The organism is Marinoscillum sp. MHG1-6, from assembly GCF_024714475.1.
Taxonomy (GTDB): domain Bacteria; phylum Bacteroidota; class Bacteroidia; order Cytophagales; family Cyclobacteriaceae; genus JAMZMI01.
The window spans coordinates 493,968-511,801 of record NZ_JAMZMI010000001.1; the positions used below are offsets into that span (position 1 = coordinate 493,968).

14 protein-coding genes are annotated in these 17,834 nt (G+C 39.7%); 12 read left to right on the forward strand and 2 right to left on the reverse strand.

What is annotated here, in order from left to right; genetic code table 11:
• The 9 genes from NXR94_RS02210 to NXR94_RS02250 all read left to right on the forward strand — a co-directional run bounded on the left by NXR94_RS02210 (position 1) and on the right by NXR94_RS02250 (position 11,985).
• A complete protein-coding gene (locus NXR94_RS02210) occupies positions 1-843 on the forward strand; it encodes a methyltransferase domain-containing protein (RefSeq protein ID WP_258102928.1) in 843 nt (280 codons plus the stop codon).
• The gene (locus tag NXR94_RS02215; RefSeq protein WP_258102929.1) at positions 840-2,555 is read left to right on the forward strand and encodes an Ig-like domain-containing protein; all 1,716 of its coding nucleotides are present in this window, start codon (positions 840-842) and stop codon (positions 2,553-2,555) included. The genes NXR94_RS02210 and NXR94_RS02215 overlap by 4 nt, the downstream gene beginning before the upstream one ends.
• 382 nt (positions 2,556-2,937) lie before the next feature.
• Positions 2,938-4,740 (forward strand): tetratricopeptide repeat protein, encoded by a 1,803-nt coding sequence (locus NXR94_RS02220; RefSeq protein ID WP_258102930.1) that lies wholly within the window; start codon positions 2,938-2,940, stop codon positions 4,738-4,740.
• Positions 4,741-4,775: 35 nt separating this feature from the next.
• On the forward strand, positions 4,776-5,306 hold the full coding sequence (locus NXR94_RS02225; protein ID WP_258102931.1) for an RNA polymerase sigma-70 factor: 531 nt from the start codon (positions 4,776-4,778) through the stop codon (positions 5,304-5,306).
• A 37-nt stretch (positions 5,307-5,343) separates the two neighbouring features.
• Positions 5,344-6,342 carry a FecR family protein gene (locus NXR94_RS02230; protein WP_258102932.1) on the forward strand — a complete coding sequence of 333 codons (999 nt, stop codon included), beginning with the start codon at positions 5,344-5,346 and terminating at the stop codon, positions 6,340-6,342.
• Positions 6,327-7,907, forward strand: a complete 1,581-nt coding sequence (locus NXR94_RS02235) for a hypothetical protein (protein ID WP_258102933.1) — start codon at positions 6,327-6,329, stop codon at positions 7,905-7,907. Before NXR94_RS02230 ends, NXR94_RS02235 begins: the two co-directional genes overlap by 16 nt.
• A gap of 71 nt (positions 7,908-7,978) precedes the next feature.
• Positions 7,979-9,001: a hypothetical protein gene (locus NXR94_RS02240; protein ID WP_258102934.1), complete on the forward strand. Its 1,023-nt coding sequence runs from the start codon at positions 7,979-7,981 to the stop codon at positions 8,999-9,001.
• A gap of 36 nt (positions 9,002-9,037) precedes the next feature.
• A complete protein-coding gene (locus tag NXR94_RS02245) occupies positions 9,038-11,374 on the forward strand; it encodes a TonB-dependent receptor (protein ID WP_258102935.1) in 2,337 nt (778 codons plus the stop codon).
• Between the two features lie 212 nt (positions 11,375-11,586).
• On the forward strand, positions 11,587-11,985 hold the full coding sequence (locus NXR94_RS02250) for a hypothetical protein (protein WP_258102936.1): 399 nt from the start codon (positions 11,587-11,589) through the stop codon (positions 11,983-11,985).
• Here NXR94_RS02250 and NXR94_RS02255 read toward each other — a convergent pair whose 3' ends face one another.
• Positions 11,986-12,558: a hypothetical protein gene (locus tag NXR94_RS02255; protein ID WP_258102937.1), complete on the reverse strand. Its 573-nt coding sequence runs from the start codon at positions 12,556-12,558 to the stop codon at positions 11,986-11,988. It abuts the gene before it with no gap.
• A 106-nt stretch (positions 12,559-12,664) separates the two neighbouring features.
• On the opposite strand from NXR94_RS02255, the gene NXR94_RS02260 reads away from it, so the two are divergent.
• Genes NXR94_RS02260 through NXR94_RS02270 form a run of 3 tightly spaced genes read left to right on the forward strand, consistent with a single transcriptional unit; the run spans position 12,665 to position 16,788 of the window.
• Positions 12,665-13,144 carry a MarR family winged helix-turn-helix transcriptional regulator gene (locus NXR94_RS02260; protein WP_258102939.1) on the forward strand — a complete coding sequence of 160 codons (480 nt, stop codon included), beginning with the start codon at positions 12,665-12,667 and terminating at the stop codon, positions 13,142-13,144.
• Between the two features lie 33 nt (positions 13,145-13,177).
• Entirely contained in the window at positions 13,178-15,580 is a 2,403-nt protein-coding gene (locus NXR94_RS02265; protein WP_258102940.1) for a 3-hydroxyacyl-CoA dehydrogenase/enoyl-CoA hydratase family protein, read from the forward strand.
• 35 nt (positions 15,581-15,615) lie between these two features.
• Complete coding sequence (locus NXR94_RS02270; RefSeq protein ID WP_258102941.1) at positions 15,616-16,788, forward strand: acetyl-CoA C-acyltransferase; 1,173 nt, start codon at positions 15,616-15,618, stop codon at positions 16,786-16,788.
• A gap of 218 nt (positions 16,789-17,006) precedes the next feature.
• Here NXR94_RS02270 and NXR94_RS02275 read toward each other — a convergent pair whose 3' ends face one another.
• Complete coding sequence (locus NXR94_RS02275; RefSeq protein WP_258102943.1) at positions 17,007-17,648, reverse strand: response regulator transcription factor; 642 nt, start codon at positions 17,646-17,648, stop codon at positions 17,007-17,009.
• Between the last annotated feature and the right edge of the window lie 186 nt (positions 17,649-17,834).

Below are 17,834 nucleotides of genomic sequence, written 5' to 3' on the forward strand. Positions count from 1 at the left end.
ATGTACGAGAAGCTCGAACAATGTCCTTCCTGTAAGCATACCCAGTTCAATAATTTCCTCATTTGTAAAGATCTTTTAGCTAGTGAGGAAAGCTTTGCCCTGGTAAGGTGCACCAAATGTCAACTTGTTTTTACGAACCCGAGGGTCTCACCAGACCATTTAAAAGACTATCAATTTTCATTGGACATGGGGAATCAACCTTTCCTGGTCAGACAAACGTATAAGCATCTCTATTTCTCGTTTTATAAAGAACAGCTAAAATCAGTATTCAATTATTCGCAACCCACCAATATTCTTGATCTCTCAAATCATCATCTTTCCTATTCCAGATTTCTTAGTAACAAAGGCTGGAATGTAACTTCTCAACCATTTGATATAAACAATCAGGATACATTTCTGGACTCGCTATCTAAAGACAAAACACAAACCTATTCGAGTATCCTGTGCCTGAATACTCTTCAAAGAATATATGACGTCAAAAGAGTGATAAAACTTTTGCGCAAAAAATTAAACCCAGAAGGGTATCTATTTATATCCTTACCTAACTATCAATCCATAGAGGCTAAACACTCACAACAATCCTGGCCCGGTTATGATGTTCCCCGAACTCAGTATCACTTCAATCAACAAGCATTTTCAATCTTTCTGAAGGCTAATAAGTTAAATCTGATCGATGCCATACCCATTACAACTTATGGCCGCTATTTACACTTTATCCAGCAATTGGTACTTAAAGAAAAAATCAGTGTTAAACGACTCATTGAAAAAACGCGACAATCCAATAAACTTGCAAAATCAGATACAGCTGACCATTCTATGTATCTCTATGTCCTAAGCAAATGAAAAAATTTATAGTACTTCTACTATCCATCCTTCTTTCTGAAGTTCTTCTTCAAAACTGTGCAAACACCAGAACACCTACAGGCGGACCAAGAGATACTATTCCTCCCAAACTACTACTATCGATTCCTGAAGATCAAACCATCAATTTTCAAGGTCAAGAAATCACTTTGTATTTTGATGAATTCATCAAGGCAGACAAACTCACTCAACAGCTTATCATTACTCCCAATACGGATGTTAAGTACAAACACATTATTAAAAAGAGATCCATCACACTAAAATTTGACGAGCCATTCCAGGACAGTTCAACCTATACTTTTAATTTCTTCGATGGTATTACAGATATTACTGAAAACAATCCTGCAGAGAATTTAATCATTGCCCTTAGCACAGGCAATTACATTGACTCCCTAAGAGTAATCGGATCTGTTAAAGAATTATTCACCCATAAACCTATCGACAAAGCAACAGTCGGATTATTTAAACTTTCGGATTCACTTGACATAGTAGCACAGTCTCCATACTATTTCATTAGCACAGATAAACAAGGAAAATTTGAGCTTAAAAACCTCAAAGCTGGAAAGTATAGAATCATTTCCTTCTCCGATGAAAACAGGAATCTCAAACTAGACCCTGCCACAGAATCGTATTCCTTTATCAATGACACCATTATTCCATCGTCTCAGCCTGATAGTTTAAATCTGTTTCAAATAAAAGTAAATGCAGCACCACTAAAATTCATCTCAGCCAGACCCTCCGGCCTCTCATTCGATGTACGCTACAACAAGCCAATTCAGGATTATACAACCCTAAACAAAGATTCATCTATCATATCCTTATCAAAACTTAATGCGGATAAAGATGCCATTTCATTTTATAATACATCTGAAATCATCAGTGATGATAGCACACGTTATATTATAACCGCTCGCGATAGTATTAACAATCATATCACAGACACGGTATATGTAAAATTTAGAAAGTCATCCAGAAAACCTGAGGCTTTTGATTATTCGGTTAAACCTGCTAAAGGTTCTGTTCTCATTAATAACCACTTCAATATATCATTCAATAAACCTGTCATTACCTATGACAGTACATTTCTAAGCTTAGAACTAGATACAATCGTCTCTATACCTCTATATCCTCTAGACAATAAACTTAATAGTAACCATACCGAGCTTTCCTTCAGACTGCCACTGACTCATCAAACCTACCTCGACACATTAACCAAATACAGGAACACTTTTCATCAAACCGATACCCTCAACATTGACTCATTAAAACTTATACAATACAGTATTCTTAACAGGCTATCAGAAACCGCATTCACCTTGAAGTTTAAACCAAATGCATTCATCTCTGTGCAAAACGACAGTAGCCAAGAACTACTATCTTCATATAAATATCCGGTACCAGAAAATTATGGTCAAATCAAGCTTTCGCTCTCCACCTCTGAACCCAGTTTTCTTGTTGAAATTCTCAATAAATCAGGTAATGTTTACACTACCAAATGGAATTGTACTACCTGTGCATTCCAAAATGTCCCTCCGGGAGAATACTTTATCCGCATCCTGATCGACAATAATCAAAATGGCAAATGGGAAGTCGGAAATATCAATGAACTCATTGAACCAGAGGATGTTATAATATTCAGCGAGAAATCCATTTTACGAGCTAACTGGACCCTGGAGCTCAAATATTCATTCTAATATACTGTTAATAATGAGTGGACATCCGTGGACAAATACCATAGTTATCCCAAATCTCTCCTTCAATAAACCAGAGAGGCTAATAACTCCCCTTTTTTTAACAGCTATTCACAAGTTTCACTCACAATAAAATAAAATAATTTTCCCCAACATGTCATTCTTCCCTTATCCACAGTTTTCTATAATCAACTAATAATCAAAAACTTACATAGGTATAGCATGTGGATTTCTCATTATTACCTCACCCTTCATCCACAAAAGAAATAATACAAAAAATTAAGATATTCTTTTCCACATATCCACAGCATAACAGTAACAAAATTTCAATTCTTTAAGTAAATCTATTTTACTTAGCTATGTGTATAAGTTGAAATTTGACAGGATGAAGATTCTCACGGGTTTTCTTATGATAATAACCTTTTGCGCAACAGCCCAGGTTGATCAGGCAAAGTTGGGCAATGAATATTTTCAAAAGGGTGAATTGCAAAAGGCAGAGGAGATTTATCAGGAACTCTACAAAAATCCAGCTGCTCTTCCTCTGATCTATAGTAATTACCTCGATTTGTTGTTAAGGTCAGAAGAACATAAATCCGCTGAAAGCCTCATAAAATCTGCACAAAAGTATTTCCCCTCGAACACTCAATATCAAGTTGGTTTACTCAAACTATATGAAGTAAGTAGTCAGACTGATGAGCAGGATAAGTACCTGAAAAAACTCCGTAAGGAATATGGGGATAACAATTTTGCATTGGCGAATTTGGCTAAATACATGGCCAATCAACAGCTAAATGAATTTGCTATTGACTTCTATAAGGAAGCAAGAGAAATATCCAGAACCTCATATGCCTATGCGCTGGAATTGGCGGCACTTTATCGTGCTGAAGATATGCGTGATAGCATGATGGATGAATATCTTAATTATGCATCCATTAACACTCATGGTCTCGCTTATGTAAAAAACCTTTTTCAAAGTATACTCCAGGACGAACAGGATCAAAACTTTTTGGAACAAACCCTTATCCGAAGGATGCAGGATAACCCATCAGATATGATGTATCCGGACTTAATCATTTGGCTCGAGATCCAGCGCAAAAATTTTTACTCAGCTTTTATTCAGGCCAGAGCAATGGATAAAAGAATGAATAAACCGGGTGAAAAGTGTTTAAGTGTAGCCCGAATTGCAATGGAAAATGAAGATTGGGATACGGCAATCCTAATATTTGAGTACGTCATAAAGAATTATGCTGACAGCAGAAATTACCCTTCGGCTCGAACGTTAAGTATCCAGGCTAGAGAGAATAAAGTAAAAAAGACTTACCCGGTAGATAAACAAGCTATCCGAATCTTGTCCGAAGAATATCAGCAATTGTACGATGAATTAGGATCAAATCCGTATACGCTGGAAGCTATTAGAAGTAAAGCATTGTTACATGCATTTTATCTGGATGAAATTGATTCTGCGATTTCAAAATTGAATTTTGTAGTCTCCAATAGACGCTCACCTCCTAACCTAATCTCCAGAAGTAAATTGGATCTCGGAGATATTTACCTTTTGAGTAATGAACCCTGGGAATCCACATTACTTTATTCTCAGGTTGAAAAGTCAGACAAATCCTCGCCCGTGGGATATGAGGCAAAATTGAGAAATGCCAAGCTCAATTATTATACCGGAAATTTTGCTCTGGCAAAGGATCATTTGGATATTCTAAAAATGGCAACTACGAAGGAAATAGCCAATGATGCCATTGCTTTGAGCTTGCTCATACAAAACAATACGGTCTTTGACACCACTGATCTCATAATGCAGAAATACGCCAATATTGAGTTATTGGTTTTTCAAAATAGGAAGTCACAGGCTATAGATCAATTTGTAGAAATGTTACAAAATTACCCGGACCATAGTTTGGTTGATGAGGTTCATTGGCAGCTCTCAAAGCTGAATCTGGAAATGGGAAATTTCCAAAAATCCATTGATCATCTGGATCAAATCATTAACAATTTTTTTGATGATGTACTTGCCGATGATGCTCAATATCAGAAAGGAGTCATACTGGCGGATTATTTACATGATGATGAAAAAGCATTAAAAGTCTTAATCGATTTTCTAAAAAAACACCCGGGTAGCCTTTTCAGCGCTGAAGCAAGAAGCCGAGTTAGAGTATTGAGGGGGGACGAAATTAATTAAATGAAACTTTGAATCTCATCTTGTCATCATAGCTCATGAACTTAACCGATGAACGGGTCATATCTGCATTGTTTCAAGAACATTACCAATCCCTGGTCTCTTTTACTTTTCAATATGTCAGAGACAAGGATCTTTCAGAAGAACTCGTTCAGGAAGTGTTTGCAAAGCTTTGGGCCGATGGCTACAAGATAAAAATTCAAACTTCGGCTAAATCTTATTTATTGGGAGCGGTACGTAATGCGGCTCTTAATTATTTGAAACATGTCAAAGTGCAAAATACTTATGCACAGCATCAAATGTATGTGGCGTCAAATGATGAGATCCAGGATTTTTTGGAATACGATGAACTGAAACTCAAATTGGAGCATGCCCTGAAACAACTTCCTGAGAAATGTCGGGAAATATTTGAATTAAGCAGGTTTGAAGAAAAGAGATATAAGGAAATCGCGAACGAGCTTGGGATTTCGCTTAAAACCGTAGAAAATCAAATGGGTAAAGCGTTGAAAATATTGAGACAAGAACTAGGCGATTATTTACCAATTCTATTTTTTCTAATGATGAGATAGGGGTAAGATAAAATCAAGTTGTCATATTAAAGCAGAGATGGATCAGGAACCAAAACATATTACCGAAGAACAGTGGGCAAGATATTTTGCGGGTGAATCCACAGATCAGGAGACTAATCAAATTGAGTCCTGGAGAGATGCATCAAGTAACAATGCCGATCTGTTTTTAGAATATTCATTACTCTGGGAAGATTTTGGAACAATCGGAAACAAGGAATTGACAGAAGTTTCGGTGGATATGGGCACTGCGTGGGAAAAAATCAAAGGCCAGAAGGAAATGATTGAAACCGAAATAACAGTGAGTTTTCCGTGGTTCAAAATTGCAGCGTCGATTCTGGTTGTGATGGGACTTTTCTTTGCTATCCGGCAGCTTAATCATGCTCCAAAAGATTTATTTGTTCAAACGCAGAATAATACAGAGTTCCTACAACTGTCTGATGGATCTGAAATTCTACTCAATCGAAACTCCTCTCTTGAATATCCGGAGGAATTTTCAAATGAAAGAAAGGTGAAACTAACAGGGGAAGGATTTTTTGATGTTTCGCATGACCCTGATAAGCAATTTCTGATTACGATTGGAGAAGCCACGATCACGGTTTTAGGGACAGCATTTAATATAAAAAGTTCAGAGCTCGCGGATACAGTTTCAGTTTTGGTGTCACGAGGTAAAGTGCTTTTCGCCTTCAAGGATAAAGAGCAAATATTAACCCCCGGTCAGAAGGCCACGCTTTTTACTTCAACCCAGCAAATAATAATGCAGAACTCAGATCCTTCAGGGCTGGATGAGTTTTGGAGAACTCATCGACTTCAATTTAATGGTCAAAGTCTTCGGTATGTTGTCAAAGCTTTGACCAGAGCATATAATAAAAACATCCTTTTGAGTAAACCGGAATTGTCTAATTGCAGTCTAAGTGCGATTTTTGAAAATGATTCGCTTAGCAATATTCTAGATGTTATCGCATTGACGTTGAATTTAGAAGTCAAAAGAGAAGGCTCGACAATTACTTTAAGTGGAGACGGATGCGAACCCAATTAATCTGCCTGCTAATATTCATTACCATTTCAAAAGCAATGTCCCAACAGGCATTGGAACAAAAACTTTCGATTGAATTTGTAGAAACAGATTCGCAAACAGCAATCAATGAATTAATGCAAGCTTCGGGTTGGAAATTTTCGTATAATCCTGATTTTTTACCCGAATTACCCATAACAAAGTCCTATTCAGACAAAACCATGGGTTATATACTTAATGATCTCTTGGGCGATGGATTTCAATACAAGATCCGTGGTTCTTATTTAATCATTCAGCATTTCCCGGTTCAGCATGAAAAGAAATCAATGAACGTTAAGGGTCGCGTGGTAGATGCCATAACAGGAGTAGAAATTCCGGATGTTTCTGTTTACGAGGTGAATCATTTGACAGCATCCCTAACAAGGCAGGACGGAACCTATGAGATTACTGCCCCAACTATCAACAAGTTTACCGTCCTGGCGATTTCCAAAGAAAACTATCAGGATACGGTTATCCGAATCTCGGAACTTGAACAGAATGCATTAACCCTTGAATTAAGACCTCAAACTTCGAAACCTGACTCCAATGACGATTCCAGGTTTTTTAAACTTTTAAAAAATAAGGAAGCAAAAAAGCACAACAGAAATATTTCGCTACAGGAGGTACGTCCTGTACAGTTTTCTTTACTGCCAGTTGCCGGCACTAATGGAGTTTTGAGCGGAAAGGTCGCCAATAATTTTTCCCTCAATTTAGTCGCAGGCTATTCGCATAGTTTACGCGGAGTGGAAATCGGAGGTGCAGTGAACATTGAAAAGGCCGATGTAAAAGGAGTGCAAATAGCCGGCGCTTCCAACCTGGTAGGATCAAGGGTGAAAGGTGTTCAAATTGCAGGGGCTACCAATACCAATTTGAACGAAGCGAGTGGGGTAATCATAGGCGGGGCTATGAACAGCAGCGGGGCAGCAAAAGGTGTACAAATTGCAGGCGCCTATAATTATGTAAAATATAAAATGGAAGGCTGGCAGGTTTCTGGAGGCATTAACTATGCTGGTGAGCTCAAAGGCGTCCAGTTAGGAATGGTGAATATTGCGAAAAAGGCGGATCAAGGTGTAATGATTGGCGTGTTGAATATTAGTAAAACTGGTTTGCTTCGTTTAGAGTTGGAAAACAATGACCTAACCCAATACAACTTGAACTTAAAGTCAGGGGTGTATAAATTTTATTCCATCCTATCGGCAGGGATCTCTCCTTGTGGTAGCAATCCACTTTGGGGATATGGAATGGGTTTTGGCAGCCAAATCCTGAACAAAGAAAAATACTACTTTGGCGCAGAAACTACTGTTAACACGCTTTTTCCGCTAGAGCGACATATCAGTGGAGTCACCCAGGATCAGCGATTGGCTTTACTTTTCGGTTATAAGTTTTTCGAGCACCTTTCAATAAATGCCGGTCCGGTTCTTCATTATTACATTTTTACCAACAAGCAACCTCAGAATCAAGAGTTTTATGATCGGCTAGGCTCTAGACCATTGGCCGAAGGCAACAATCAAAAACTCTGGATCGGTTACCGAGTTGCAATCGGCTTTTAAAGAAAATTTTAACTCGCATAGGGGTAAATCCATTTTCAGTTTTCATGTAGGTGAATAAAAGAAAATTGAAAATGAAAAAGACATTATTCCTCTCTTTGATCGCCCTGATTTCTTTCGGTCTATTGGCACAAGATGTATCTGATGAAATTTCCGTTGAAAGAAAACCAATTCAGATATCCGTAATTCCACCTCTTTCTATTGGAAAACTGACGGATCCATATATCTACCATTTTTCTTTAAGCTGGATTGCCGGAGATAACTACGGTCTTCAAGGTCTGGAACTTGGAGGTGTTTTGAACATTACGAAAACAAATGCCGGTTATGCCCAATTTGCCGGAACGGCTAACTGGGTTAATAGAAAATTTACTGGGTTACAGGCAGCCGGGGCGTTCAACAGAAGTCGTACACTTAAGGGCGTTCAACTAAGTGGATTTCTAAATAGTTCGGAATTGACTTCCGGTGTGCAGGCAGCCGGAGCGATTAATCAAACAAAACAGCTGAATGGAGTCCAGATTTCCGGTTTATTAAATATTGCTAAATCAGTAAATGGAATACAGATTGGTATCATCAACATTGCGGATACAATCGAGCATGGATTAAGCATAGGTCTAATCAATGTGGTAAAAATGGGACTTCATCATTTTGAATTAAGCTCTAATGATGTAGCCCAGGCACAACTCGCCTTCCGCTCTGGTGGGGATAATCTTTATGGCATCTTTTACGGGGGTGTTCGAACTCAGCATGATCCGCTTTTGACTGCGGGCCTTGGTTTTGGATCGAGATTTTGGTCTGCAAAGAACGAAGACATTTTTGGAACTATCGAAGTAATGGGAGGATCAATTACTTCCACTAAAGGATCATTCAAAAAGGATTTGAATTTACTCAACCGACTTGCTCTTAATGTCGGCTATCAATTTAACAAACGTATTTCGGTGGTTGGCGGTCCTGCGCTTAATGTCTATGTCACTCAAGCTTATGATCAGCAATCCGAAGAATTTGGCTTCGACATTGGCCGAAACAATCTCATGAGTAGTTCCTCTGATAAAACCAATGTGAGAATGTGGCTTGGCTATCAAGTCGGCTTCTGGTTTTAATAAATCATTTCATCGCGAAACTTAAGATCCAATAACATGAAAACAATCACATCTATATTCACATTGCTTATTTCCCTTTCTGTTTATTCGAAAGAATTTACCCAAACAATTCGTGGAACAATTCTCGATCAGGACACTCAAATGCCATTGATCGGAGCAACCGTTCAGGTAATAGATTCTGACCCTCTGATTGGTGCCATCACTGATATTAATGGAACATTTCGTATCGAAAAAGTGCCAGTGGGTCGTGCATCGCTATTTATTACCTTCATTGGCTACGAACAAAAAGTGATTCCCAATATTTTGATTACTTCTGCTAAGGAGGTGATTTTGAATATTGAAATTCAGGAATCTGTGGAAGACCTTGATGAGGTTGTGGTGACCGCCCAAAAAAGTAAGGACGAAGTATTGAATGAAATGGCCATGATCAGTGCACGTACTTTTTCGGTAGAAGAAACCCAACGCTACGCCGGTGCAATAAGTGATCCCGCCAGAATGGTATCGGCTTTTGCTGGCGTCACCGGGAATCAGGAAGGAAACAACGATATTGTGGTTCGCGGGAATTCATCCAAAGGCATTTTGTGGAAACTTGAGGGAATCGAAATACCAAACCCGAATCACTTTGCCAATGAGGGAACCACTGGTGGGCCAGTAAACTCTTTGAATAGCAATATGCTTTCTAACTCTGATTTTTTCTCGGGAGCCTTTGCTCCCGAATATGGCAATGCTCTTTCCGGAGTTTTTGATATGAAATTCAAAAAAGGAAACAACGAGCAAAGAGAATATACTACTTCAGCAAGTGTGTTCGGAATTGACTTCACAGCCGAAGGCCCGTTTGCCAAAAATTATAATGGGTCATATATCGTTAATTACCGCTATTCTTCCCTTCAATTACTTTCAGACATGGGCGTTCTGGATTTTGGAGGCGTGCCAAAATATCAGGATGCTTCGTTCAAAGTGGATTTGCCCATCAATAAGAAAAACTACATTTCGGTCTTTGGGCTTGGAGGTCTAAGCGGGATTTCGGTAGAGGAGGATGATGATGAGGGCAGGAGAATCTACCGTGGCCAAATGGATGCGGGCCTAGCTGTGCTCGGAGTCAACTACACACATTTCATCAACGACCAAGCATTTGTGAGAAGCTTTGTTTCTACATCCGGTACGATTCTGGATGAAGAAAGTGATTTGCCGGAAGGAGATGCTAGCTATTTTAATTACCACAATAGTAAAATCACCAAATCAGCGACGCGCCTGGGTAGTACTTTCAACTATAAATTCAATGCTAAACACAAAATTGAAGTTGGGGCTATTCTGAGTCATCAGACTTTTGACGCAGTCATTAACCTGCTGGATTTCGAAACCGACATGATGGAAAACCTTTTGGATGATGATGGAAATGCCAATGTTACTCAGACTTTTACCACCTGGAAATACCGAATGAATGAAAACTGGACCATGATCACGGGCTTTCATTATCTGTATTATGACCTAAATAAAACTCAAAGCTTTGAGCCCCGGCTTGGATTCAGATACCAAATCAATGAAAAACAGTCTGTTAATTTCGGAGCTGGAATCCATAGCAAACTGGAGCCGATCTCGATATATCTCAGTAAGTCAACTGACGGTCTTGGAAATACCATATTGCCAAACAAAGACCTAAAACCTGGCAAGGCCGCCCATTTTGTCGTTGGATATGATCGCTCATTGGGATCAAATACCCATTTCAAACTAGAAACTTATTACCAGCAACTTTATGATGTTCCGATAGAAAATGTTTCAGGAAGTACTTATTCACTACTTAACGAAACGGACTACTTTGAATATGTTCCATTAGAGAATAAAGGAACGGGTAGAAACTATGGAGCGGAGTTTACTTTAGAAAGATTCTTCAACAAAGGATTCTATTACATGTCTACACTTTCATTATATGAATCTTTTTACACCCCGAAAGATGGAATCGAGCGTAAAACGGCATTCGATGGTAACTATGTGTTCAATGTTCTGGCTGGTAAGGAATTCGCCATTGGGGATCCTGCAAAAAGTAGAGTCTTGTTTTTAAACACCAAAACCTCATTAATCGGGGGTTCAAGATATACACCTATAGATGTGGCTGAGAGCAGAAGGATCGGTACTGAAGTGCGGGATGAAACAGATCCTTTTGGTAAAAAGGGCGATGATATTTTCTTTGTCAACTTTTCGATCGGGACCCGTCGCAACAAGGCCAACCGAACAAGTGAATTTAAAATTGATATTACTAACCTGACCAATAATCAGGGAACCGTCAATGAATACTTCATTGAAGCAACTGGAGAAATCGAAAAATCTACACAGCTGCCATTCCTTCCCAACATTGTTTATACCCTAAAATTCTAAAAGCAATGATTCGCACGGGTGCACTGCATCCGTGCCTTCTTGATACAATACCAGCATTTCCAAAAAATAAACATTAAAGAAAAATGAGACAATAGAAATCCAAAGTGTTGTTGGCATGCGTAAGTCATCCATAATTAGCTCAACTAGAAATGATGTCAAAACACACCTTGCCCGTACCTATAAAATCGAAATGGGAATTTAGATTTATTAATGTGATTCAACATTTTGATCAGGGCTATGTTAAAATGATCTTTCCTGATAGACGTATTTTTGAAATCGGGGACAAATCCAAAGGACCTGTGGTTAAGCTCAAAATATGGGACGCTAATTTTTTCAAGTATTGCGTCTTATATGGAGACATCGGAATGGCTATGGCATTAAAAAAGCATTTTTGTTCTGCATCCAGCACTATCAGCTTGATCGAATGGTTTGCAGCTAATACTACGAATCAAGACAGCTCGGTAAGCAAAGTGAAACAGCATGCCATTAATCTGATCAGATTAATTCGTAAGATGACGCTTGCCAGATTTAAGGACCGAGAATTAAAGATGGTTATAAATTCGAAGGAAATTAACCCGGCCTTCTTGAACTTCCTTCCAGAACCAAATTAATTAGACCAGGATTAGTCGTTTTGGTGTTGGGTTTTCGAACAGATCGGGATCAGGACTAAAGTGCTTATTGAAAAATCCACCGAGCTCATCTTTGGTTGATTCAGAAAGCAATTCAATAATTTCTTCCATTGCTTCGCCACTAATCATGTAAGGGGGATTACCCATAACAAGTTGGTTGCCCTTACAGTGGGCATAAAGTTGAAATTCCGATGATCCGTCACGAGGAGTGCCTTTTATCATACATGTTTGAGTCATCATTTCAGCTTGGCCTTGCTCCATTAATTGCTGTTTATGAGCGAAATCAATATTCTCATTGAAATAATCTTGAATCTTATTTAGGGATTCTGCGGACATTTTGCTGTGCATTTGATGGGCACATGATAAGCAAATGGCGTAATCGAAAATAGTATCCTGGGCATCGTAGCCGGGATAATTCTTAACCGCCTTTTCAATTAGGTATTCAGTATCACCATCTAATAAGTTCTTATCGCATTCTATACAATGCGCGAAGAGTACACCTGTAGAAGCGGAATAGAATTCACGTGGAATGGGTTTCAGCCTATCATTTCTCATTTAATTCAAAGCTAGAATCTAATTGGCTAAAAAGTGAATCGCATCCCACCAAAAATAGTATGCATGCATAACAAAAATCACTATATTTGGAGTAAGCCTATTATATATGAAGAGAGAAGAAACGATCGATTATAATATAAAAGTAGCCTGGCACGCTATTTCAAGACTATATAATCAATACGGACAAAAATTTGACGTCACGGCATCAACGGGATTTGTCCTTCTAAACATTGATGTTGAGAAAGGCACCCCGGCTACCAAAATAGCACCATTGATGGGAATGGAAGCAAGGTCTCTGACCCGAATGCTTAAATCAATGGAAGAAAAGAAATGGATTTATCGTGAGCCTGACCCAACTGATGGTCGTTCAGTAAGAATTTTTCTAACAGAGTTGGGTCAGCAAAAGAGGGAGTTTTCAAGACAAGCGGTGAGGGAATTTAACAATCGAATGAGGAATCTCGTTTCGGAGGATAAGATCAAGATTTTCCTGGAGGTAGCCCAGACAGTTACTCAACTGATAGAAAATAAGGATTTAATTGATCAGATGGCGAACAGCTTCATGGAAGAGGTTCCAAAAAGCAAATAAAAAAACATCATATAACCCAAGAGTGAATTATTTATGAAACGAAAGATCAGAAAGGTCGCAGTACTTGGTTCAGGAATCATGGGATCCAGAATAGCCTGTCATTTTGCGAATATTGGCTTAGAGGTTTTGCTTCTGGATATATCCCCCAAAGAACTTAACGATAGTGAGAAAGAAAAGGGACTTTCGCTGGATAGCACTTTGGTGAAAAACAAATTTGTAAATGAGGCTTTAACTCAGACCTTGAAGGCCAAACCGGCTGCACTATACGATCCATCAAGTGCCTCTTTGATTCAAACTGGAAATTTTGATGATGATTTGGCCAGAATTAAAGAGGTCGATTGGGTATTGGAGGCCATCGTCGAAAATTTAGAAATCAAAAAAAGCCTGTTTGCACAAGTCGAAGAATTTAGAAAACCTGGAACACTGATCTCTTCAAATACCTCAGGTATCCCCATTCATTTGATGATCCAGGGAAGAAGCGAGGATTTTCAAAAGCACTTTTGTGGGACCCACTTTTTCAATCCTCCCAGATATCTGCGACTGTTGGAGATAATTCCGACCACCAAAACAGATAAGGATGTTATCGATTTTTTCATGCGTTATGGTGATTTGTATCTGGGTAAGGAAACTGTCCTTTGCAAAGACACTCCTGCATTTATCGCTAACCGAATTGGTATTTACGCCATCATGTCGGGTATGCATACCATTGAGAAAATGGGTCTTTCTGTCAATGAAGTAGACAAACTAACCGGGCCGGTCATTGGTCGTCAGAAGTCAGCAACTTTCCGTACGCTTGATGTAGTGGGACTTGATACAGCGGTAAAAGTAGCCCAGGGATTATATGAGGGTTTACCCAAGGATGAATCACGTGATGTTTTTAAGCTACCTACTATTATTCAGGAATTGTACGATCGAAAATGGTGGGGAGATAAAACCAAACAAGGGTATTATAAAAAGGTAGTTGAAGATGGTAAGAAGGAAATTTTGGAACTGGACCTTAAAACCTTTGAATACAAGAAGAAGGAAAAGATTAAGCTTGATATTCTTGATAGCACCAAGAATGAGGAAAATCTGAAAAAAAGACTGCAATTGGCCATTGCCTCATCTGGTCGTGAAGGGGATTTTTATCGGCACTCCTTTTTTGATTTGTTTAGGTACTGCACCTTCAGAATACCGGAAATTGCGGACGAGCTTTATCGAATCGATCAGGCTGTGGCTGCGGGTTTTGGTTGGGAACTTGGTCCGTTTGCTACATGGGATGCCATGGGAGTTGAAAATTGCCTAACGAAAATGAAGGAGCTGGATTTTGCACCGGCCCAATGGGTGGAGGAGATGATTCAGGACGGCAACACCTCATTTTACAAGTATGAAAAGGGGCAGAAATGCTTTTATGACATTCCATCAAAAACTTACAAACCGATTCCGGGTACAGAAGGATTTATATTCCTGGATGCTTTTAAAGAAAATAAGGTTGTCTGGTCGAATGCCGGAACCACGATCTATGATATTGGCGATGGTGTTTTGAATGTCGAGTTTCATACCAAGATGAATTCCATTGGAGGGGAGGTCATAGAAGGAGTAAACACAGCCATTAATATGGCGGAAAAGGATTTTCGCGGAGTAGTGATTGGTAACGAATCGGCTAATTTTTCGGCTGGAGCCAATCTGGCCATGCTCTTCATGTTTGCCGTCGATCAGGAATTTGATGAAATCGACCTCATGATCCGCCAGTTTCAGTCCACAATGACAAGGGCACGATTTTCTACAATTCCTGTGGTAGCTGCCCCGTCGGGAATGGCCCTTGGTGGTGGTTGTGAGCTTTCTCTACACTGTGATGCCATACAGGCACATGCCGAAACCTATATCGGGTTGGTGGAATTTGGTGTGGGGCTGATCCCGGGAGGTGGGGGCACTAAGGAGATGACTCTCCGCGCAGCGGATCAGTATCGTCCATCAAATGATCCTGAGTTCAACACCCTTCAGGATTATTTTATGAATATAGCCACGGCAAAAGTCGCCACCTCAGCAGAGGAGGCTAGAGGGATGGATATTTTGAAGGCATCTGATCGAATAACCTTAAACAGAAACAGGCTTCTTGCAGAAGCCAAGCAGAGAGTCATAGAATTGGCAGAAGCCGGATACACTCAGCCGGCCATGAGGCAGGATATCAAAGTACAGGGAAGAGCAGGAATGGCAATGTTTGAAGCTGGGATAGCCGGAATGCAGTATGGCTCGTATATATCAGAACACGACGCAAAGATTGCGAAGAAGCTTTCATGGGTTATGAATGGAGGAGAACTAAGTGCCCCGGCCCTTGTATCTGAGCAATATTTATTGGATCTCGAAAGGGAGGCCTTTTTGAGTCTTTGCGGAGAGCAAAAGACGCTGGAGCGAATTCAGAGTATCTTATTCCAGGGTAAACCACTTAGGAATTAAGAATTGATTTATTTCTAATTAAAACAAACTTAAAGATGAATGCATATATAGTAGCAGGGTATAGATCAGCGGTTGGACGCGCCAAAAAAGGCGGTTTCCGTTTTTATAGACCGGATGATCTCGCAGCAGATGTGATTAAACATTTGGTCGGCTCAATTAACGGCTTCGATGCCAAAAGGGTGGATGACCTGATTGTAGGTAATGCCATTCCCGAAGCAGAGCAGGGGATGCAAATGGGAAGAATGATTTCATTGCTTTCTTTACCGATTGAAGTTCCTGGAATGATCATTAACAGGTATTGCGGCTCTGGATTGGAAGCTATTCATTTGGCGTGCGCACGCATACACTCCGGCACTGCTGATTGTATTATAGCGGGCGGTACAGAATCTATGTCACTTGTACCGATGCTCGGATACAAAACGGCTCTCAACTGGAAAATAGCAGATAAAAACCCAGAATACTATCTCAACATGGGCTTGACAGCCGAAGAGATTGCCAGGGACTTTAAAATATCTAAGGAAGATGCAGACGAATTTGCTGTGCATTCACATCAGAAAGCTGCAAAAGCCATTGTTGAAGGCAAGTTCAAAGATGAAATTGTTCCTATTGAAGTAGAAGAAGTCTTTGTAAAAGACGGGAAACGGGCGAAGAAGAGTTTTGTGGTTGAGACCGATGAATGTGTGCGACCTGAAACCAATATGGAAGGCCTGGCCGGCCTGAGGCCTGCATTCAAAAATGGTGGACAGGTTACTGCGGGTAACTCATCTCCTACCTCAGACGGAGCAGCCTTTGTGATGGTGATGTCTGAGAAAATGGTGAAAGAGTATAATCTTCAACCAATAGCACGTATGATAAGCTATGCGGCCGCCGGGGTAAACCCGCGAATTATGGGAATTGGTCCGGTCGAAGCAGTTCCGAAAGCACTCAAACAGGCGGGACTCAAACAAAGCGATCTTGATCTTGTGGAACTCAATGAAGCATTCGCGGCTCAATCGCTAGCGGTAATTAGAGAATTGGATTTGGATACCGATAAGCTTAATGTAAATGGAGGTGCCATAGCACTGGGTCATCCATTAGGTTGTACCGGAGCGAAATTGAGCATTTCCCTCTTTAATGAAATGCGAAGGCGCAAGAATAAGTTTGGAATGGTGACCGCATGTGTTGGCGGAGGACAAGGGGTAGCAGGGATCTATGAGTTTTTAAACTGACGCAAAAATTAAAAGACCGGATACAGAGAAACTATAGCCGGTCTTTATAACCATCAACCTATAAGGTACCATTAAACAAATGGCAACATCAAGTTAGGCCATTAACTGAAAAATATTTGGAGTTTTTAATCAGGATGACTTCTGATCAATTTAAGCCTATGATTACCAGCAGTTTATGAATGAAAATTTATCATAAAATACCCAAAATTGGGTAGACCCTAAAAACTGACGATTTGGTTCTGAACCGCAAATTTCACCAATCCAACGGTGTTTTTTGCCTGAGTCTTTTTCAGAAGATTTTTACGATGGGTATGCACAGTCTGCTCACTTAGAAATAGTTCTTCACCAATCTGCTTCATGGTCAGTTCCTGACAAATTAGTCTGAGAATTTGAGCTTCCCGTTTAGTAATGTTAGACTTTTGATCTGGCTCCCTCTGATTGTTTGATGAAATGGACTTGGAGACAATTTGACTATAGTAGAAATCATTATTGATGACAAATCGCAGTGCCGTAAAAACTTCATCAGGTTTCGCGTTTTTGATGAGGTAGCTATGCACGCCTATTTCTATTAATTCAGCAACCACACTTATGCTGTCGTGCATGGAAACCATAATTATTTTTACATCAGGAAAGCGAGAAACAATCTTGCGCGCAGCAGATTTACCATCCAGGACAGGCATGTCAATATCTAAAAGCACAACATCTACGGGTGTAGATTTTAATAGATCTAAAGCAGCCTGACCATTTTCGGCTTCCATAATTTTTCCAATCCCCGGATAGGTTTGGAGAAGCATGATCATACCCTTTCTAAACAAAGTATGATCGTCCACAACCAATATGTGGAGGTCTTTGAAGTCCATAGCAAATAGAGTAGGTTTTTAATAAGGTAACGCAAAATTCGCAAAGAAAGGATTGATGAAGGCCCTAATTTTAAAAATATTGTTTGCTCGAAAAGAAAAGGCCCGGGTTCTAATCCACAATTATTGACAATTCAATGAGCAAATGGAGGGACAACTATATTTCTTAACTGTCTGACTATTAGCAAA